Annotated in this window: 13 protein-coding genes; 6 read left to right on the top strand and 7 right to left on the bottom strand. The window is 39.4% G+C overall.

The features are described from left to right. The first annotated feature begins 2 nt into the window (after positions 1 to 2). The 3 genes from DW862_RS14920 to DW862_RS14910 are packed head-to-tail and all read left to right on the top strand — an operon-like array spanning position 3 to position 2,904. Entirely contained in the window at positions 3 to 1,085 is a 1,083-nt protein-coding gene (locus DW862_RS14920) for a sensor histidine kinase (RefSeq protein WP_008644738.1), read from the top strand. Continuing rightward, positions 1,082 to 2,191: a sensor histidine kinase gene (locus DW862_RS14915; protein ID WP_120069043.1), complete on the top strand. Its 1,110-nt coding sequence runs from the start codon at positions 1,082 to 1,084 to the stop codon at positions 2,189 to 2,191. The genes DW862_RS14920 and DW862_RS14915 overlap by 4 nt, the downstream gene beginning before the upstream one ends. Beyond that, complete coding sequence (locus DW862_RS14910) at positions 2,188 to 2,904, top strand: LytTR family DNA-binding domain-containing protein (protein ID WP_004314812.1); 717 nt, start codon at positions 2,188 to 2,190, stop codon at positions 2,902 to 2,904. The genes DW862_RS14915 and DW862_RS14910 overlap by 4 nt, the downstream gene beginning before the upstream one ends. A gap of 187 nt (positions 2,905 to 3,091) precedes the next feature. Here DW862_RS14910 and trxA read toward each other — a convergent pair whose 3' ends face one another. After that, complete coding sequence (gene trxA, locus DW862_RS14905) at positions 3,092 to 3,589, bottom strand: thioredoxin (protein ID WP_118219463.1); 498 nt, start codon at positions 3,587 to 3,589, stop codon at positions 3,092 to 3,094. A 516-nt stretch (positions 3,590 to 4,105) separates the two neighbouring features. Here trxA and DW862_RS14900 point away from each other — a divergent pair. The 3 genes from DW862_RS14900 (at position 4,106) to DW862_RS14885 (ending at position 7,453) form a co-directional block, all read left to right on the top strand. Beyond that, positions 4,106 to 5,503: an RtcB family protein gene (locus tag DW862_RS14900; protein WP_087318326.1), complete on the top strand. Its 1,398-nt coding sequence runs from the start codon at positions 4,106 to 4,108 to the stop codon at positions 5,501 to 5,503. 131 nt (positions 5,504 to 5,634) lie between these two features. Beyond that, a complete protein-coding gene (locus DW862_RS14890) occupies positions 5,635 to 6,369 on the top strand; it encodes an RNA ligase family protein (protein WP_008025652.1) in 735 nt (244 codons plus the stop codon). Continuing rightward, on the top strand, positions 6,344 to 7,453 hold the full coding sequence (locus DW862_RS14885; RefSeq protein ID WP_120069081.1) for an AAA family ATPase: 1,110 nt from the start codon (positions 6,344 to 6,346) through the stop codon (positions 7,451 to 7,453). The genes DW862_RS14890 and DW862_RS14885 overlap by 26 nt, the downstream gene beginning before the upstream one ends. Positions 7,454 to 7,863: 410 nt before the next feature. Here DW862_RS14885 and DW862_RS14880 read toward each other — a convergent pair whose 3' ends face one another. The 6 genes from DW862_RS14880 to DW862_RS14855 all read right to left on the bottom strand — a co-directional run bounded on the left by DW862_RS14880 (position 7,864) and on the right by DW862_RS14855 (position 19,105). After that, entirely contained in the window at positions 7,864 to 9,513 is a 1,650-nt protein-coding gene (locus DW862_RS14880) for a glycoside hydrolase family 32 protein (protein ID WP_120069039.1), read from the bottom strand. 200 nt (positions 9,514 to 9,713) lie between these two features. Next, positions 9,714 to 10,910, bottom strand: a complete 1,197-nt coding sequence (locus DW862_RS14875; RefSeq protein WP_008025645.1) for a glycoside hydrolase family 76 protein — start codon at positions 10,908 to 10,910, stop codon at positions 9,714 to 9,716. Positions 10,911 to 11,024: 114 nt separating this feature from the next. Further along, positions 11,025 to 11,831: a DUF3823 domain-containing protein gene (locus DW862_RS14870; protein ID WP_008025643.1), complete on the bottom strand. Its 807-nt coding sequence runs from the start codon at positions 11,829 to 11,831 to the stop codon at positions 11,025 to 11,027. Between the two features lie 42 nt (positions 11,832 to 11,873). Continuing rightward, positions 11,874 to 13,928, bottom strand: coding sequence for a RagB/SusD family nutrient uptake outer membrane protein (locus tag DW862_RS14865; protein WP_008025641.1), 2,055 nt, complete (start codon positions 13,926 to 13,928; stop codon positions 11,874 to 11,876). 37 nt (positions 13,929 to 13,965) lie between these two features. Continuing rightward, a complete protein-coding gene (locus DW862_RS14860) occupies positions 13,966 to 17,145 on the bottom strand; it encodes a TonB-dependent receptor (RefSeq protein ID WP_008025639.1) in 3,180 nt (1,059 codons plus the stop codon). 115 nt (positions 17,146 to 17,260) lie between these two features. Next, positions 17,261 to 19,105, bottom strand: coding sequence for a carboxypeptidase-like regulatory domain-containing protein (locus DW862_RS14855; protein ID WP_232313588.1), 1,845 nt, complete (start codon positions 19,103 to 19,105; stop codon positions 17,261 to 17,263). Positions 19,106 to 19,287: the final 182 nt, after the last annotated feature.

The following is a 19,287-nucleotide window of genomic DNA, read 5'->3' as shown; positions in this document are numbered from 1 at the left end:
GTATGACAACTGAAACACTTGCAACAGGTAGTGAATCTACCTTTTTATATCGATTTCTCGTTAGTCCGGACTTACGATGGATGCGGTATTTGGTACTTATCCTGGTGCTGGGGACGATCTCTTTCAATCAGGTCTTTATTATCTTTTTGGATTATAAGGATATATTGGGCGGATGGATTTACACATTTACCTTTCTTTACCTGCTCACTTATGTAGCGGTTATCTACTTGAATCTTTTCCAACTCTTTCCGAAATATTTGTTGAAGAGACATTATCTGACTTATTTGTCATTGCTTTCTACTGCGATGATCGTAGCTCTGTTGATACAGATGTCAATAGAATACATGTCATATTTCTATTGGCCGGAACTCCATGCGCGAGGTTCTTATTTTTCGATGCACATGGTAGTGGACTATATTTCTTCTTTTATGTTATCTACGCTGTGTATGATAGGAGGTACGATGACAGTTCTTCTGAAAGAGTGGATGATTAACAACCGGCGTGTTTCACAAATGGAGAAAGCTCATGTCGTTTCTGAAGTGGAACGGTTAAAAGAACAGATCAGCCCTGAACTTCTTTTTAAAACATTGCACCAATCGGGAGAATTAACGTTGAGTGAGCCGGAAACAGCCTCAAAGATGTTGATGAAGTTAAGCCAACTTCTCCGCTATCAGTTGTATGATTGCAATAGGGCCAAAGTCTTGCTTAGTAGCGAAATTACATTTCTTACTAATTACCTGACATTGGAACAGACCTCCCGACCACAATTTTACTATGAATTTACTTCCGAAGGCGAAGTGAACAGAATGTTGGTACCACCTTTGCTTTTCATCCCTTTTGTACAATATATAGTCAAAGCAATAGACGAGCAACAGATACAGCCTCCTGTTTCATTGAAAACTCATTTGAAAGCGGAAAAGGGTACGATTATTTTCGCTTGCGCTTGTCCTGAAGTAAATCTCTTGTCGTCCGATAAAGGGCTGGAAAGAATCAGACAAAGATTGGATATTTTGTATGGAAGCCGTTACAGATTATCATTGGCTGTCGGCAGTATATGGCTGGAACTGAAAGGAGGTGAGTCATGAGTATGGATACCAATCATGGTAATGACTTCAATAAAAATACCACTGATAGAAACATGAATGATAAAAGTGTCACTGCATTTCTATTGAGTCCCCGTTATCGGATATACAGGCATTTGCTGCTGCAATTGGTTGTTGTTTTGATAACAATCAACGTCCTTTGGTATGAGCCTTTACAAACAGTCTCCTTTGGGAGGCGACTGGGCGGATGTCTGGCATATTTTGCTTCTATGAATATGGTGATATATATAAACCTGTATGTATTGGTTCCTTATTTCCTGTTGAAGAATCGTTGGGGTAGTTATGTGTTGATGGCAGTCATTACAAATATAGCAGTCATTACTTTTCTTTCAGTTACCCAAGGTTTGCTTTTTGAAGTGATTCTGCCCGGAAAAGATCCCAATGGCTTTGCCACTTTTATCAATGCTTTTTCGGGCATACTGACCATTGGCTTTGTCATGGCAGGCTCTGCGGCTATCTCATTGTTCATGCATTGGCTACGCTACAACCTGCGTATTGATGAACTGGAATCCACGACTTTACAGTCGGAACTGAAGTTTCTTAAAAATCAGATTAATCCGCATTTTCTTTTTAATATGCTGAATAATGCCAATGTCCTGATAAAGAGAAATCCGGAAGAAGCATCCAAAGTACTTTTCAAATTAGAAGATTTATTGCGCTATCAGATAAATGACAGTTCGCGAGAAAGAGTCTCGTTAGCATCGGATATCCGTTTCTTAAATGATTATCTGAATCTGGAAAAGATCCGTCGTGATAATTTTCAGTTTACGATGGAGGAACATGGAGAGACAGATTCCATTTGGATTCAGCCGTTATTGTTTATTCCTTTTGTGGAGAATGCGGTAAAGCATAGTTTTGACAGCGAGCATCCTTCGTATGTGCACGTTTCTTTTAAGGTTGATAATGATAGATTAGAGTTTCGATGCGAGAATTCCACACCGGAAGTTGCCGTTAGTAAAGGGAAAGTCGGAGGGATAGGACTTGTGAATATTCAACGCAGATTGGGGCTGTTGTATCCCGGTAGGTATGAACTGAAGCAGATAGAGAATGAAAATAAATATACTGTAATTTTAAGTATAACATTATGAATTGTATTATTGTAGATGATGAACCATTGGCACGTGAAGCCATGAAGCTATTGATAGAAGAATCGAATAACCTTCAATTAATCGGGAGTTTTAATAGTGCGTCCACTGCTTCTGATTTCATGGAGCAACATGTGACTGATTTGGTTTTTCTTGACATTCAGATGCCAGGGATTACAGGAATTGAGTTTGCACGTACGATTTCAAAGAAAACACTGGTCATTTTTACCACAGCCTACACAGAGTATGCACTGGACAGTTACGAAGTGGATGCGATAGATTATTTGATTAAGCCTGTTGAAGCGGAGCGTTTTCAAAAAGCTGTGGATAAGGCTTTGTCTTACCATTCTTTGTTACTGAAAGAAGAGAAAGAAGCCATAGAAACGGTGGTTACTGCCGACTATTTTTTTGTGAAAGCAGAACGCCGGTATTTCAAAGTCAACTTCTCCGATATTCTCTTTATTGAAGGATTGAAAGATTACGTTATAATCCAACTTAGCGATCAGCGTATTATCACCCGTATGAGTTTGAAAGCCATATTCGACTTATTACCTAAATCTACTTTCTTGCGGGTGAATAAATCATATATTGTCAATACCGGTCACATCGAATCGTTCGACAATAATGATATATTCATAAAATCGTATGAAATAGCTATCGGTAATAGCTACCGCGACGATTTCTTTGAGGGGTTTGTGATGAAACAAAGAGTGTGAGATCGTGATGTAGTATTATTCAATGTTTCTGCATTTTTTCAATTTGAAATATAAATAAGAAGATAAAGTGAAGTGCGAATATATGCAAATATGTTTGTTCTTATCATTTGGCATATATAAACAGCCCTCTATCCATCTTCTAAAGACGAATAGAGGGCAGTTGTCATGACGAGAAAAAAGTCGAAGTCTATTGCTTTGCTTCGTTATTTTGTTTCAGAAGAAATTCATCAATTGCTTTTTTAAGCTGGTCTTTAGGCATAGCTCCCTGCATGATTCTCGGTTCCTCTTTCATCGGAATCATCAATAGGGTAGGGATGCTGCGGATACCGAATGCTGCTGCCAGCTCCTGTTCTTTGTCCACATCAATCTGATAGATATCTACTTTGCCGCTATATTCTTTGCTAAGTTCTTCCAGAATCGGGTGCATCACTTTGCAGGGACCGCACCAGGTAGCATAGAAATCTACGATGGCAGGACGGCTGCCTTCAAATTTCCAATCGTTCGGATTGGCTTCATAGTTATATACCTTCTTTAAAAAATCTGCTTTATTTAATGCTACTACTTCCATTTTATTGTCCTCCTTTGTTGGTTCATTGCTTTTTTTATTTTCTCCGCTGTTTCCCGCGCAAGCTGTGGCTGCCAGTGTCAAGACGAAGACACTTAATAAGCTTTTTATCCGTTTCATATATTATCTTTCTTTTTGTTTTTATCTGATGCAAAGATAGGCGATATAAAGGGACCATAAAATAGCAATTTGACAGAAACTCTTGGCAAAACTTCCCTCGGATAGTTATTGAACACTAAAATTTGTCTATTAATCTTTGGAAGATATAAAAATAAGCACTACTTTTGCCACGATAAAATGAGTATTCACCCTTTAAAATTGATGGAAAGGGTATTAATTATGTTGGAGTTATAATATTTTCAAATTAGGACTAAGTTGTCTCGTCGGGAGGATGAGGCTTTGCAACTTATTATTTTTTTATATTGAACTGATGGTTCTTACATTGACCGCAATTCTACTAACAGGCGGCAATGGTTGATTAGTCCTGCAATCACATTTATTATTTTTAAAATTAATCACTTCAATGCGGTGGGAGGGTATTTTATATCCGTATCCTAAGCATTGGTATCACGTGTATTGCATCGTCGTTTGCCGGTGAGGCTGACAGGGAATGTTGTATGCGAATGAAAAAAGAGTATGGGAATACGATTAAAAGATTTAAGTAAACTGGGATATCGGGATAATGTTGCCCGTAGTCTGGTAGTGGACATTGTGAGCAAACATTGCAAATATAACACGAAAGAACAGATTGAAATGACATTGAGCGATATACTCGAGCATCCCGAGTCTTACAAAAACAATGAAATATGGAATAAGCTGGCCGAACGCCTTTCGCCGACTATAATAGCGAAAGAGTTTATAGCTTATGATTTACTGGATGAGCCGTTGATGTATAAAACCTATGGAGGTAAATTTATCGAGACGCTTGCCAAACAACAGATGAACCTGGCTATGCGCTTGCCTATAACAGTGGCCGGAGCATTGATGCCTGACGCTCATGCCGGATACGGGTTGCCTATCGGTGGAGTGCTTGCTACGGATAATGCGGTGATTCCGTATGCCGTAGGAGTTGATATCGGCTGCCGGATGAGTCTGACAGTATTCGATGCCGGAGCAGATTTTCTGAAACGGTATGCCTATCAGATGAAAGAAGCCTTGAAAGATTTCACCCATTTCGGTATGGATGGCGGATTGGGTTTTGAGCAGGAACATGAAGTGTTGGATAGGGAGGAATTCCGTCTGACGCCTTTATTAAGGGACTTGCATGGAAAGGCCGTCCGTCAACTGGGGAGTTCCGGTGGTGGCAATCATTTTGTAGAGTTCGGCGAGATCACTTTGCAAGAAAATAACGTCTTGAATCTTCCGGAAGGAAGTTATCTGGCGTTGCTGTCACATTCCGGTTCACGAGGATTGGGGGCTGCTATTGCAAAACATTACAGTCTGCTGGCACGTGAAGTGTGCAGGCTTCCCCGTGAAGCACAACATTTTGCCTGGTTGGATTTGAATACGGAAGAGGGGCAGGAGTATTGGATGAGTATGAATCTGGCGGGTGATTATGCCCGTGCCTGTCATGAACGGATTCATTTGAATTTGGCGAAAGCCTTAGGGTTGAAGCCTCTCGCTAATGTCAATAACCATCATAACTTCGCTTGGAAAGAGGAAATAATACCGGGGCGTATGTCAATCGTCCATCGTAAAGGGGCTACTCCGGCGCAAAAGGGACAAGCGGGATTGATTCCCGGAAGTATGGCTACTCCGGGGTATCTGGTTTGTGGCAAAGGGGTGGAAGAAGCGTTGAATTCGGCTTCTCATGGAGCCGGCAGGGCAATGTCCCGCCAAAAGGCAAAAGATAGTTTTACGCAATCAGCTTTGAAGAAGTTACTGTCGCAAGCAGGAGTAACTTTGATTGGTGGGAGCGTGGAAGAAATGCCGTTGGCATACAAGGACATTGACAGAGTGATGTATACGCAGGAGACACTAGTGGAAGTGCAAGGCAAATTTATGCCTCGCATTGTACGAATGAATAAGGAATGATGCGATGAAAGAAAAAGTCTATTTACAAATTACTTCCGGCAGAGGACCTGCGGAATGTTGCCGGGTAGTGGCTTTAGTGCTGTTTAGCTGTGCAAAAAAGAATAAGTATTTAATTAAAAAAAAAGAAGAAGATGATATCAGAGAAATATGGTCGTACCTATCACTATCCGTTCTCTCCCGGAACGACTAGTGATGACCGAATTAATCATACGTATTGGGAAGATATCCAACGGATTAAGACATTGGTGCATACCGAGAAGTTGGATGGAGAGAATAATTGTTTGAGTCAGTGGGGTGTCTTTGCCCGTTCGCATGCGGCTCCCACCACTTCACCCTGGACGAGGCAACTGCGGGAACGTTGGGAATTGATAAAGAATGATTTGGGTGATATAGAAATTTTTGGAGAAAATCTATACGCCATACATTCTATTGAATATCAGCGATTAGAAACGCATTTTTATATCTTTGCGGTTCGTTGCATGGATCAATGGTTGTCATGGGAAGAAGTGAAGTTTTATGCAGCTTTATTTGACTTGCCTACGGTTCCGGAGTTGAAGATAGAACCTGTTTCCGGTTTAACGCCGGAACTTTTAAAACAGGAAATCATCGATATGTCACAAGACCCGTCTGTTTTCGGTTCATGTGATCCGTGGACGAAAGAGGCTTGTACTCGTGAAGGAGTAGTCAGCCGCAATATCGAGGAATATCCGGTAAGCGAATTTGCGCATCATGTGTTTAAGTATGTGCGAAAAGGACACGTCAAAACAGATGAGCATTGGACGCGTAATTGGAAACGTGCCCCGCTTGTCTGGGAATTGAGTAATGAAAAGGAGAATAATGATGAATTGGAAATTGATAGAAGATAAATCATGGTGCTCACTCGAACAACAGTTCGAGTGGGTACGAGAAATGAATGTCGTCCCGCAAGATACTCGTTACCACGCGGAGGGAAGTGTGGCCGAGCATACCCGTATGGTGTTGGAAGCATTGCAGCAGTCTTCTGCTTATCAGACTCTCTCCACCTTGGAGAAAGAAATTATTTGGACATCTGCATTGTTACATGATGTTGAAAAACGTTCGACTTCCGTGGATGAAGGAGAGGGACGGGTATCTGCTAAAGGGCACGCCAGAAAAGGAGAGTACACTGCCCGTACTATTTTATACCGGGATTGTCCTGCTCCGTTCCATATTCGGGAGCAGATTGCGTCTTTAGTCCGGTATCACGGATTGCCTGTTTGGCTGATGGAGAAACCGGATTCTGTAAAGAAACTCTGTGAAGCTTCTTTACGGGTAGATACTTCATTACTGAAAATGTTGGCTGAAGCTGATGTCAGAGGACGTATTTGTGAAGATAAGAATGGGTTGTTGGAAGCTGTGGAACTGTTTGAGATTTTCTGCCGTGAACAAGATTGTTGGAGTAAACCGAGAGAGTTTGCCACAGATTATGCACGCTTTCATTACTTCCATGCAGAAGGCAGTTATATTGATTATATCCCTCACGAACAGTTTAAATGTGAAGTGACAATGTTGTCAGGACTTCCGGGAATGGGGAAAGACTATTATATTCAGTCTGCTGGCATGGATATACCGGTGGTGAGTTTGGATGCCATTCGTCGCAAGTACAAATTGAGTCCCACGGATAAGTCGGCGAATGGACGGGTAGTGCAAATGGCGAAGGAAGAAGCCAGGACGTATCTTCGCAAAGGACAGGATTTTGTTTGGAATGCTACTAACATAACTCGTCAGATGCGTGCCCAACTGATTGATTTGTTTGTTGATTATGGTGCAAAAGTGAAGATAGTCTATCTGGAACAGCCCTATCACACTTGGCGTCAACAAAATAAAAGCAGGGAATATGCACTTCCTGAATCTGTTTTGGATAAGATGTTGGATAAACTGGAGGTTCCACTGCTGACAGAAGCGCATGAAGTGGTATATCATGTGGTATAAGCAAAGGTTTCTATGCTACGGCTTTTCAAGTCATTCGCTAACTAACTACAAACCATTTGCAGGACATTAAGGGAAAACTTCCTTCCTATTAATTATAAACTTCTAAAGGATAGGGAGGAAAGTTATTTTTCATTAGTTGAAATCTATAAATGCAAGTTCTGTTTTTATAAACAGAACTGGCATTTATAAAAACAAAGCTTCTAATTATATAAATGAAAGCTTTATTTATAGTTTGCTGTTAGTGCATTGCAAGTTTGGTATTGGTTAAACACAAGTTTACTAGTAAGCAAAAGAAAGTTTATTATTAATAGATGAGTCGATGCGTCTATATGGATGGCAAAGTTCCTCTTGCAACAAGCAATTGCAGCAAGAGGAAGTTCATTTTAGAAGACTTATTGAATAACCTCATTTTAATTCCAAATGGATTTTACAGAAAAAATCTCCAGATTCTTTATATCAATATTATTTCCCCAAAAGCAGATTCCATCCTGATTGTTTTTTGCCGCTTTTCTTTCCATAGAATAAGAATATATCCCTCCGTCTATGAATACTTCGATGGAAGTTTTGTCTATGTATATATCGGCTGTAAGTTCCATACTGTTTCTGTCTTCGGGAGAATAAAACACACTGTTGATTGTATTTGCATTCATATTGTAATCTAAGATTCGCTGACCAAAAAGGTCAATGCCGGCACTTGTAGCATGAGATAGTTTGAAAGTCGTTTTGATTCTCAAAGTTCCGGCATTGCGAAATTCTTTAAGATGATCGTTTGCTTTATCAGATGTCAAAGATGCCCATTTTTTCAAAGGGGTAAATAATTGCTTGGTTTCTTTAATCGGATTACTGAATAGCCTAATTCCTTCTTTTGTCGTGTGAAGAGTTAGTTCTGTGGGCAATAGCATCATTCCATTAAATGGCATACCTGGGTGTGAAATACGTCCCCAGGCAATTTGTATGCGACGCCCGTCACTGTCGGGTATATTAGTATATGTTTGTCCTGCATACAGGCTTCCTTTGGTATAAAAATACTTTCCTGATTCCGGGATAAATGTTTTACCGTCAAATGAACCTAGCATATATGTACCTGTAGCTCCATACATTACCCATTTTTTGTTATTGGAATTTCCATCTACTGATAACTCAAAAAGTTCGGGACATTCCCAGAAACCTGTAACATGGCTTTCGTATTTCCAGATTTTCAGATCAGCGGAAGTGTATATGGAGTGTCCATCACGTTCATTCAACACCATTACCCAATGACTCCCGGGATTATACCAAAAAATTTTAGGATCTCGTGTGTCGTGACTATTCCAGATGTGCTTGGAGTCTATCACAGGATTATTTGTATATTTTGTAAATGTGCGTCCTTTGTCGAGGCTATATGCAATACATTGTACTTGCTTGTCAAGTCCGGCGGCCGTATATGCAACAATCATAGCCGGAGTGTCTCCTTTATTGTAACCGGCAGTATTACCATAATCTATGACTGCCGAACCGGAGAACATTCCACCTAAATGATCGGGATATAAAGCATCTGTCAATTCTTCCCAATGTACCAAATCTTTGCTTACAGCATGCCCCCAATGCATATTTTCCCATTCTCGCTCGAAAGGATTATGCTGATAAAAAAGATGATATTCTCCGTCATAATATACAAGTCCGTTAGGATCATTGATCCAACCTCTTTGGGTTGTAAAGTGAAATTGAGGACGGTTGTTTTCTTTATATAAGTTGTCCTCTCCTTTAATATTGTCATCCTGATAGATATTGCTTAATCCTTTTTCATTTCCTTCATAGCTGATTGTCAATGTTTTCCCTTTCAGATTGGAAACATCTTTAAATACCCAATAATCAGCTTCATCGTGAGCAAGACGTATAACAACCGATAGGGCAGGTTGGCCTTTTACCTCAAAGGTCATTTTATGTCGGTCCTCTTTATGAGAAACAGGGATATTTAAATATCTCTTATCGATTTTTATTTTGATTTCTCCTGCTGAAAGTGAATAGCCTATAAAAAGAAGAATATTGGCTAATATAGCTTTTTGAATAAGTAATTTCATGCTGTTTTTATATTATAACCTATTTGAATCTTTGGAATCACTGACAAATATATGTGTTTTTTGGTCTTTTTCAGTAAGTTCCTCTATCTTTATAAAGAAAATCATTTGTGCCTTTTAATGAGACAGACATTAAAGGCACAAATGATTATTATAATTTACCTATTGATTCCCTCATACAGGGATATATATTTGAAACTTCTTTATTTCCGGTCTTTTACATTCGGGAAAGTTAGCATTAGTGCAGGAATACCGGAAGCTGTATAAGAAGACAGGGGTGATGTTGATAATGGAACTCGCTCCAAGAACTTATTAGTCAGATTACGTTCCTTGTCACGGTTTTTCCAGCCGAGATTGATGCTGCGTTCTATATATTCGATGTATTGGGTTTGCCCGCAATCATTAATTAAAATAGGTATGTATTGGGCTAAGATGGCATTATAAATACCTTTTTCGTCTGCTACTTTATCTTGTGTTGGATCACCTTCCGGTCTTAATACTTTATTGGCTGTTGATTTTTTTGCTATAATATAATCCATAGCAGCTTTTGCATGATTCAGATAAGTCTGATCCTTTGTCTCAAGATAAAGCATTGCCGCCGCTCCCATACATGTAGCTTGGTTATAAACAGTTGTGGTCCAGTCGACACCGTCAGGATGCTCAGAGTCAGCTACCGCCCCTGTTGTCGTATTGAATAGATGTGTTGTAGACCATTGGTAAACATCTTTTGCTTTATCCAGATAGTCGGATTTGTTGGTAGCCTTGTATAATTCCATAGCAGCTATGACTGTTGGATAATTGATACATGCCATTTTTCCTAGAGCATCATCTTTCCAACCCCAGTACAAACCTCCGTTTATAGGGTCATACCCACCTGTATCTCTAGGATGCCGGTCTGGATATAATTCTATCGGTTTGCCGTACCATACTCTTTTGAAACCCTCTTCTGATATATCAAGGTAGTTTTTATCCTTAGTTAGCAGGTATGCACGGGCAAGTGAGCCTATCCACCACATCATATCATCGTTCAAATCCCAGTGGGAATAATCATACCAATCGAATGTGAATTCGTTAGAACATCCCTCGAAGTGCTTTTGCATCAGATCTAGATATTTATTATCTCCTGTGAGTTTGTAGGCGTTCATTATCATATCAAACATTGTGGCTTGTGTCCAACCTACAGCAATGTCTGATGTTCCGCCTCCTGCATCTCTGCGATAGACTTTGCGGGAATCTTGGAACAAGTTTTCATTGAATGAATCGTAAGCTGTAATTACATCATTGTATGTGAATCCTTGATCACCGGAATTGTTGTTGTCATTGGCATCGGAGTCGGAACATCCGAATAACATAGCCATCAGCATCCAACTGAAAACGATTATTGTTTTATTTTTATTCATAACTGTTCTTTTTTTATACATGTAATTAATGAAAGAGGTTATCCTCGTTAGGATAAGAGGATAATAACCTCTTTTCAAAATAGGATTGTTTTAATCTAAATTATACACCAGTAATTACGGAATCAATACTTCCATTGGTTCACTGTAATTCCAGCGGCGGACACTTTCTGTTGCGTAGTTTATACGGGCGGCAGCTCGTATAAATACTGTCCTGCCTGAGGGTATTGTGCCATTGGACTTAATGGTAACTTCTGTTCCGAAAAGAGGTTCAAAGTCTGTTCCCGTATATTCTATTTTGTTAGACCAACGATCGTCTCTTGCTCTATACCCCACAGTTGAAGAATAACTTACAAATAGTTGTATATCAGTCATATTCACGAAGCTGTCATTGTATTTCCCTAGAGGTTCTATCTTTTCTTTGAAAATTTCTTTGCTGACACCTCTTGTCACTTTTACTTTTGCTGTAATTTTACCATTACTAATTGTCGGCTCACCTACGAGAACTACTTTTAAGAAAGGCTCTACTTCAAAACGGACTTTTGTTACGCCTGATATTTCTTTCTCTATAGTTTCATCAGCTAAAGGTACTCCGTAGCCGTCTTCCCGCAATAAGGGGATGAATGGACCGTCAATACGAATATTGTAAGTGCCTTTGAATAATTTTGTATGCTGGAATGTACCGTCAGGCATACAATAAAAGTCAGGGTTATGCTGGACGTTATCGCCCCAACTAAGTTCGGTCAAGCGTACGCGAATACCTTCACTACCTTGGTCGGTCAGTATTCTTTCTCCTGTAGCTATATCTATCACTTCACCTTGCAATGTTTCCGCCGGTTCGTCGTAATTGTCAACGCTGAACATATCACAGGAACCGAAAGTGAACAGTGTACACAATAAAGTACAAAATGTTATCTTTTTCATATTCTATGTTTCTTAATTAGTTTTTTTTATATCACTTATCTTTTATCGATTAGGCTGCTGATCGATTACCGGACTCTTAGTTACTTGTCCACCTGGTATTCCGAAGTAGTAGTCAATAGTACTGTAATCGGCAGTTATGTTTGAAGTCCATTGGAAACGAGCGTCAAAGAAATACTTACCAGCTTGGGTTGAGAAGAAAGGATATAATCCACGGAAACGATAACGGGAATTACTGCTAAACTTATCTTTATCTCTTGTTTCACCCCAGAATCCGCTTCTATTATTGTAGTCTTGTACACGCCAACGACGTAAATCCCATTTAGTCTTATGTTCAAAGGCTAATTCTTTACGACGTTCTTTCCGTACGATGTCACGTCCTCCTTCTGTAGCTGTCAGGTTACTTGTCAACAGAGTAGCTCCTGCACGTTCACGGATATCATTTACCGCTTTGGTTGCCAGCTGGAGAAGATTTTCTCCATCAGGAGATGTTACTCCGGCTAAAGATAACTCTATTGCTGCTTCGGCCGCATTGAGCAGAACTTCAGCATAACGCATCAATATAAAAGGTTGAGCTGATTTTCCTTCGCCTGCCGCAAACGATGGATCTGGGTTCAGCCATTTACGTCCATAAAATCCGGTTATTGCCGATTCTCCCTGGTCATAGAACGGACCATTTTCTCCTCCTGCAGTCATATCTTTACCGTCATATTTTACAACTTCTTGATTTTCCATCTTAGGACTGAGATATAATGTTTTGGGCTTGCCGGTATATGCATTTAAATCTTGGTAGTGAGTGTCAGCATTGGCAAAAGAGTAATCATTGAAAAAAGGTTTGATTGGAGTTGCTCCGGTATATATTCCCGCTCTGATTTCAATTTCTCTACCTTTAAACATGTCACCGGGGAAGATTACATAGGCACGTAAGCGAGGTTCCGCATTTTTAAAGAAATCCATCGGTGTATTAAACAGCAGATAGTTGCCATCGGTGTTGGAAGCACCGTCAGTTACTTTCATTGTTCCGTCAGCATAATGTTCGAAGCCATCAAATAATTCTACAAAATCAAGAGTTGGACACGTTTCAGATGATAGCGGAGCGCGGAATATTAGTGGAGCACTGTAAGCGTCATATCCGTGTGTGATGGTTGGATATATGTATTTTCTTACATATATATTTTCCGGACTAGTCAGATCGCTAAACATATCTACCATATTCTGGTATTGAGCTTCTTTATCGTTTGCTGCCCATTTTTTCTTATAAAGATCATAACCACCATTTATCATTACTTCACGGGCTGCTTTATAAGCTTCAGTGAAATATTTTTTGGATGCATCTTCCCATTGGCTCTCGTCGAATCCGATAACACGTACGCCTGTTTTGCGTCCTAATCCTGTAAGACGTCCTTGAACTGTTTCATTATATTTAGCAACGGACCCTGCGTATAGCATAGCTTCAGATTTGAATGCTAATGCGATGTATTTACTTGAATAGCCATCCTTTAACGGTTTGTTACTTAATAGTGATATGGCTGTATCAAAGTCAGATAACACCTGATTCCATGTCTCTTCCTCCGATGAGCGGGGAACTTCCAGCGTATTTTCGTCAGCCGGATATTGTATCACTCTCGTAACCAGCGGCACACCACCATAGCGCTTTGCCATCGTGTAAAAGACAAAAGCTCTTACGAAATAAGCCTCACCCATATAGTGATTATAAACATTACCAGCAAAGTTTCCTTCGTATTTCGGCAAGTTCTCAATTAAAAAATTGGCATCACGCAACAAAGGAAATGATTTTCCCCAGTATTGAGTATCTTCTCCTGTAAAGCTCTTGCAGATGTTATCTCTGCCTACGGCTTCACCTGTTCCTTCAATACCGAATGCACCTAACCAGGAATTGAAATCAAATCCCCATTTTGCCATATATTTAAAATCTTCGAAAGGCATATTACTGTACATTCGTGCCATATAAATATCCATTCCCGATTCACTTCCTATTAAGTCTTTATCGGTAATAAGATTCTTGGGAGCAATATCCAGATCATTGCAACCGCTGAATAATAAGATACTAAACAATGATAATATAAATATCTTTTTCATATAGATAATATTTTAAATTATTTTTTTGTCCAAAACCTTAAAAAGAAAGAGACATTCCTACTGTGTAGGTTTTGTTTAACGGATACATTCTACCCAGATCGTCGTCAGGATGTTCCGGGTCGACAAATTTCACGCCTGTTATTGTAAACAGGTTGTAGGCATTGGCAAATATGCGAAGGTTCATGGTCGACAAAGCTTTTATCCGAGGAAGGGTATAGCCAATTTCTATACTCTTAAGACGTAAATAAGCTGTGCTGACGCGATTGAATTCAGAGTTCCCTTTTGGATAATGGCCCGTATATCCATAGTGGCCGCTTACCCATTGAGTCTTCGGATCGTAGGGATCAGCCAAAGGGTCTGTCGGATGCCAACGATCAAGGAATTGCTCCAAAGCACCTCCGCCATTTTCACCCCATATATTGTATAAAGGTTCTTTATATTCCATAGAACCGAGGGCAGAACCTTGAAATAATATGTTCAGATCAAAATTTTTATATGCGAAATCCAAATTCAAACTGTAATTTAACCAAGGTGTTTGATCGAATGCGAAAGGATGTTCATCTTGACCATTGATTTCACCATCTCCATTCCAGTCTACATACTTGTAATCTCCAGGGAGTATATCTCTGTCTTTATAAATAGGGTATGTCCAGATATCATTCCAATCAGTGTAACGTCCTGCTGAATTATAACCGAATTGAACGCCTTGATAACGGTTGTTCAAATTATCATTGCGCCATCTGTCATAAGAACTGGACCAAGGACCTTTATCGACTGCAGTCATGTGTTTTCTGCGAGTAATAGTACCTATTGCTTTTACTTTATAAGAAAAATCTCCTATTTTATTCCGGTGTGTAAGCTCCAGGTCTATACCAAATTGACGGTCGCTGTTAACGTTCTCTAATGGAGCTTCAGCACCTACAACTGTTGGTAAATCTCCGCTACTACGGGCAAACATGTTCTTACGGCGGCGGTCGAAGTAATCAATCACAAAACCGAATAAACCATCCCATCCCTCAAAGTCTACACCAATGTCGAATGTTCTTGATTCGTACCATGAGATACCCTCATTAGGAAGAGGTTTCGGTGAGGCGGCATAAACGAATTTATCACCAAAAACAAATCCCGGAGCGTAATGATTATAATACCCTTTTTCTGCGTTTTCGCCGGTAGCAGGATAATTATATCCTTGTGCCCATTCATAATTCCAATTATTACTTAAATCATCTCCCAATACACCATAGCTGGCACGTACCTTCAACTGATTCACAAAAGAAAGAGCAGATATTGATTTGAAAAACGGTTCTTCAGAGATACGCCATCCTGCTGATATGGAAGGGAAGAACCCCCATTTATGCCCTTTGGCAAATTTGGAAGATCCATCATAACGGAATTGAGCTTCAAGTAGATAACGGCTTCCGTAAGCATAATTTATTCTACCTATTAAAGCTGAATTAGCTTCCTCGTAAAGATCGGAGTTACCCGAATACATTCCACCTTGTTGGGCAGTGTCTTCGCCTACAAAAAGATATGGAACGCTGAAGGCAAGATTGCGTTGGGCATAGAAATTATCTCCCTGACGTTTCTGAGTTTCCCAACCGACTAATCCACTTATGGAATGTTCTCCAAATGTGCGATTATAATTCAATATCAACTGAGCCAGAGTCTGTTGTTTATCGTACATTTTTCGGAGGAGGTTGCTCGGAGAACTGTTGTTGTATAATTTTTGAGTATAGGTATCAGTCAAATCATCATAAGCATATTGATAATATTCCTTACGGTAACTTTCATTGTTGTCCAATCGGTAATCGTAACTAAACAATGCTTTTGCCGACAAGCCTTTTAAAACTGGTGTTATTGTTCCAAAATCAAAATTGAGTGATGCTGAAGATTGGATATTTTTCTGTTTGTTCTTTTTGTATCCTGACACATCGGAAGTCATGAAGGCAACCGTATTATTTTCCAATTCTAATCCTTTGTAATTTAGCATTGTATTTTTCGGATCGGCATACGCAGGATACAATACCCCTTGTGACCAATAGTTGCGAATAATATCGACTGAACTGTAATAAGGAGAATTTCGTTCATCGAGGAAAGCACTAAGATTGAGTTCGAAAGTCAATCCTTTAAGAATTCTTGTCGAGATGTTAGAACGAATATTATATTTCTCATAATTCAAATCTCCTGATTTGAAAAATCCTTCCTGATAGAAATATCCCATACCTATATAATATTGGGTTCTTTCATTTCCTCCTGAGATGCTGATATCGTGTTGAGTTTGAGGAGAGTGATCTGAAAATATTAATGAATTCCAATCTGTAGCTCGGCGGGAACCATTGCGGAAAGCTTCGAACTGATCTTCACCGTATATAATATTCCCACCATCTACTTTATTCATCGCCTTTTCATTATATAAAGTCATTGTTCCATACGGATCGGCCAGTTTAGGCATGTCAGATGGCTGTTGGATGGTAAAGGAACCATTGTATGAGACTTTTGTTTTTCCCTCTTTTGAGCCTTTTTTAGTAGTTACTAATATAACACCATTGGCAGAACGTACCCCATAAATAGCAGCCGAGGCATCTTTCAGTACAGATATATCATCAATGTCATTAGCATTCAAACGCTGGAAGTCTTGCACGTCACGAGGAACACCGTCAATGATGACCAATGGAGCATCATATCCACGAATATCAAAGTTATTACTATAAGACCCGGGTTCGGCACTTTTTTGCCATACGCGTACTCCGGAGATTTTACCGGTAAGCATATTCTGCGGATTCTCATTTTTTGTTTTCAATAGGTCGGTACTTCTCACTCCTGCTATTGCACCAGTAAGGCTTACTTTTTTTTGTACACCATATCCCACAACCACTACATCACTAAGAGTGATGTCATTGGATTTCATAGAAACATTGATTTGTGTACGCCCATTCACTTTTTCTTCTATAGAATTATAACCTATAAAAGAGAATACTAAAGTAGCATTATCTGGAGCTTCAATACGATATTGACCATCTATACCGGTTATCGTACCTACGGTTGTGTTCTTGATTACAACATTAGCCCCGATTACAGGTTCATTGGTTTCATCTGTAACAATACCTGATATGGTTCTTTTCTGCGCCCATGATGGTGAGCTCAAAGTCAGAAGAAACACCATAAGAATGCAAGAATACAGATATTGCATTTTTTTTGCACGTTGTGTTTTCATCATAATGATAATTATTAAAATTTAGTTATGTTTTTATTCAGTATGAACTGGTTGCTACTCGAATCTTTAGCCTGAATAGGCAAACAAGCAAAAGATTCGAGTAAGAACAGTGTCTTTTTTAGTTTAATTCGACGCTGTGGAATACCAGCTTATTTTCATTGCTGCTCTTTTCTCCATTAAATACACCTATGGCTAACACTACATTACTGCCGTTAAATTGAGCTAGGTCGTATACGAATGTAGCATAGGTATTCGGGTTGTCCGGACCTCCTGCATCATGTTTGAACTTCCAACAACCATTTTCTGCAGCAGCTGCTTCTTTGGCCGTATTAGATATTGGATTTAGATTGACGAATGTTCCGTCTTCTTTGATAGCAGTAAGTTTAAAGAATGTCCATTGATCACCAAACGTGCGGGTTTTCAACGTTAATTTATTATTTCCTTCTGCAATTGCAAATTTAGCATAGAAGTAGGCCTCGGGTTTATTGGTATTAGCGGCTCCGTTCCCTGTTGTTTTTATCAGATAACCTTCACTGGGGAATACTTCTGGGTCTTTTACTGTCGGCATAAATGCCCAACAATAGGCTATATGATTTACATTTCGCCACTCACGGTATGCTGCATAATAATCGCCGCTACCACCGCGAATGGGGCTTATTCCAGTGAATGATTTAGTTGTTTGAACCATTGTTGAACGGACCATTTCTGCAGTTAACTTCCATTCTTCCAAACCTGTGATAGCGGTGCCGGGCAACCAGTTCCATCCTTCAACTTTTTGTGGAGCGAAGCGTATAGCGCGAAGAACCAATTGTTTCCAATAATCACCTGTTGCGGTACGATAGATTCCGATAGCTATAATAACTTCTTTTCCAACATAGTCACTTAAGTCAAAATCATAATCTGTATAACTTTGCGAACCACAGGTTTTGGTTTCTCCCACTTTCACAGCTACAGGTTCTGCAGCAGAAAGATCTACTACTTGCACTCCAAAATACGCCGGTGCTTTGTCATCTGCATTATGGGTGCGGATTCTTAATGACAAAATCTTATTATCTTCCGTGATTTTCTTGCTACCATAAGTATAAGAATCAAATGCGTCCAGATTAGCCGGATTTTTTTGTTCGTCACCTGTATTTCTGATCCTTAAAGTGCTTCCTTCATTCTGTTCTTCCATATTACCCCAGAAACTCAAAGTACACATATAATCGGTTGACCAATCCCAATGAGGATAGCTATCAGCATTTTTTCCGCCTCTGTATTCATTATAAAGCCATTTATCAGCCTCTTTCAAATCATCAGCTGTTAAACCTGGTAATACTTCTACTCCACCCAGACGAATATCGAGAGTGGTTATCTTATCTATAAACTGGGCTTTCTTGATATCCCTTGAAACTGCTACATAACCGGTTTTACTAAATGTAATAGAATAATCATCAATAATGAGACTTTCAAATAAGTATGTACCATCATTGGCGGTAGTTGTAGTCAATGAACCCAGTTTTACTGTTACCCCTGCAAGAGGAGCATTGTTGTTCTTAGCATCAGTTACAGTACCCATCACCTTTGCTGCTGCACTTAGCATCTGAATACTTATAGATGCTACTTTATTAGCATCGAACTTGCTGGCTAAAACAGTTGCGCTGGTAGTCAGATAATCTTTTTTGGTGAATGTAATGGTACGTTTATCCATAGGTGCATTGGAGAAAGAGTACTTTCCATCGGCACCAGTAGCTGTAGAACCTTCGACATCAGAAATAGTAACTGCAACACCACTGATAGGCGTGTTGTTTTCGTCAGTTACCATACCTGTTACAGTACCATAGTCAGACTTGGTCGAATCATCGTCATCGCTACACGAACTAGTTGTGAAAGCGATAGCTCCCACTAACATAAAGAACGTAAACGTTCGTAAGTTTTTCATTAGTTTCATACGCAATTCAAAATAAAGTTTTTTGTTTTTCATAATTAAATATCTATGTATTGTAAGTTTACCGGAATTGTCAAATGTGTTTTTCTTTTTTTCGATTTTTATATGCATTATAATTCGTTGTGTAATTTTTGGCAAAAAAAGAGTATGACGGTTAATTTATAGGTTAAAAAGCGGTTATTTATCTAGGAAATACATTAATCTTTGCCATTTAAAGT

Origin of the sequence: Bacteroides sp. AM37-9 (assembly GCF_003603455.1) — a bacterium.
Taxonomy (GTDB): domain Bacteria; phylum Bacteroidota; class Bacteroidia; order Bacteroidales; family Bacteroidaceae; genus Bacteroides; species Bacteroides xylanisolvens.
Note: the sequence above shows the minus strand (reverse complement) of the source record. Positions and strands in the feature narration are given on the sequence as shown.

What these genes read in the sequence shown, in the direction of transcription:
- DW862_RS14920 (WP_008644738.1), top strand. Translation starts at nt 3, where the DNA reads ATGACAACTGAAACACTTGCAACAGGTAGTGAATCTACCTTTTTATAT.
- DW862_RS14915 (WP_120069043.1), top strand. Translation starts at nt 1,082, where the DNA reads ATGAGTATGGATACCAATCATGGTAATGACTTCAATAAAAATACCACT.
- DW862_RS14910 (WP_004314812.1), top strand. Translation starts at nt 2,188, where the DNA reads ATGAATTGTATTATTGTAGATGATGAACCATTGGCACGTGAAGCCATG.
- trxA (WP_118219463.1), bottom strand. Translation starts at nt 3,589, where the DNA reads ATGAAACGGATAAAAAGCTTATTAAGTGTCTTCGTCTTGACACTGGCA.
- DW862_RS14900 (WP_087318326.1), top strand. Translation starts at nt 4,106, where the DNA reads ATGGGAATACGATTAAAAGATTTAAGTAAACTGGGATATCGGGATAAT.
- DW862_RS14890 (WP_008025652.1), top strand. Translation starts at nt 5,635, where the DNA reads ATGATATCAGAGAAATATGGTCGTACCTATCACTATCCGTTCTCTCCC.
- DW862_RS14885 (WP_120069081.1), top strand. Translation starts at nt 6,344, where the DNA reads ATGAATTGGAAATTGATAGAAGATAAATCATGGTGCTCACTCGAACAA.
- DW862_RS14880 (WP_120069039.1), bottom strand. Translation starts at nt 9,513, where the DNA reads ATGAAATTACTTATTCAAAAAGCTATATTAGCCAATATTCTTCTTTTT.
- DW862_RS14875 (WP_008025645.1), bottom strand. Translation starts at nt 10,910, where the DNA reads ATGAATAAAAATAAAACAATAATCGTTTTCAGTTGGATGCTGATGGCT.
- DW862_RS14870 (WP_008025643.1), bottom strand. Translation starts at nt 11,831, where the DNA reads ATGAAAAAGATAACATTTTGTACTTTATTGTGTACACTGTTCACTTTC.
- DW862_RS14865 (WP_008025641.1), bottom strand. Translation starts at nt 13,928, where the DNA reads ATGAAAAAGATATTTATATTATCATTGTTTAGTATCTTATTATTCAGC.
- DW862_RS14860 (WP_008025639.1), bottom strand. Translation starts at nt 17,145, where the DNA reads ATGATGAAAACACAACGTGCAAAAAAAATGCAATATCTGTATTCTTGC.
- DW862_RS14855 (WP_232313588.1), bottom strand. Translation starts at nt 19,105, where the DNA reads ATGAAAAACAAAAAACTTTATTTTGAATTGCGTATGAAACTAATGAAA.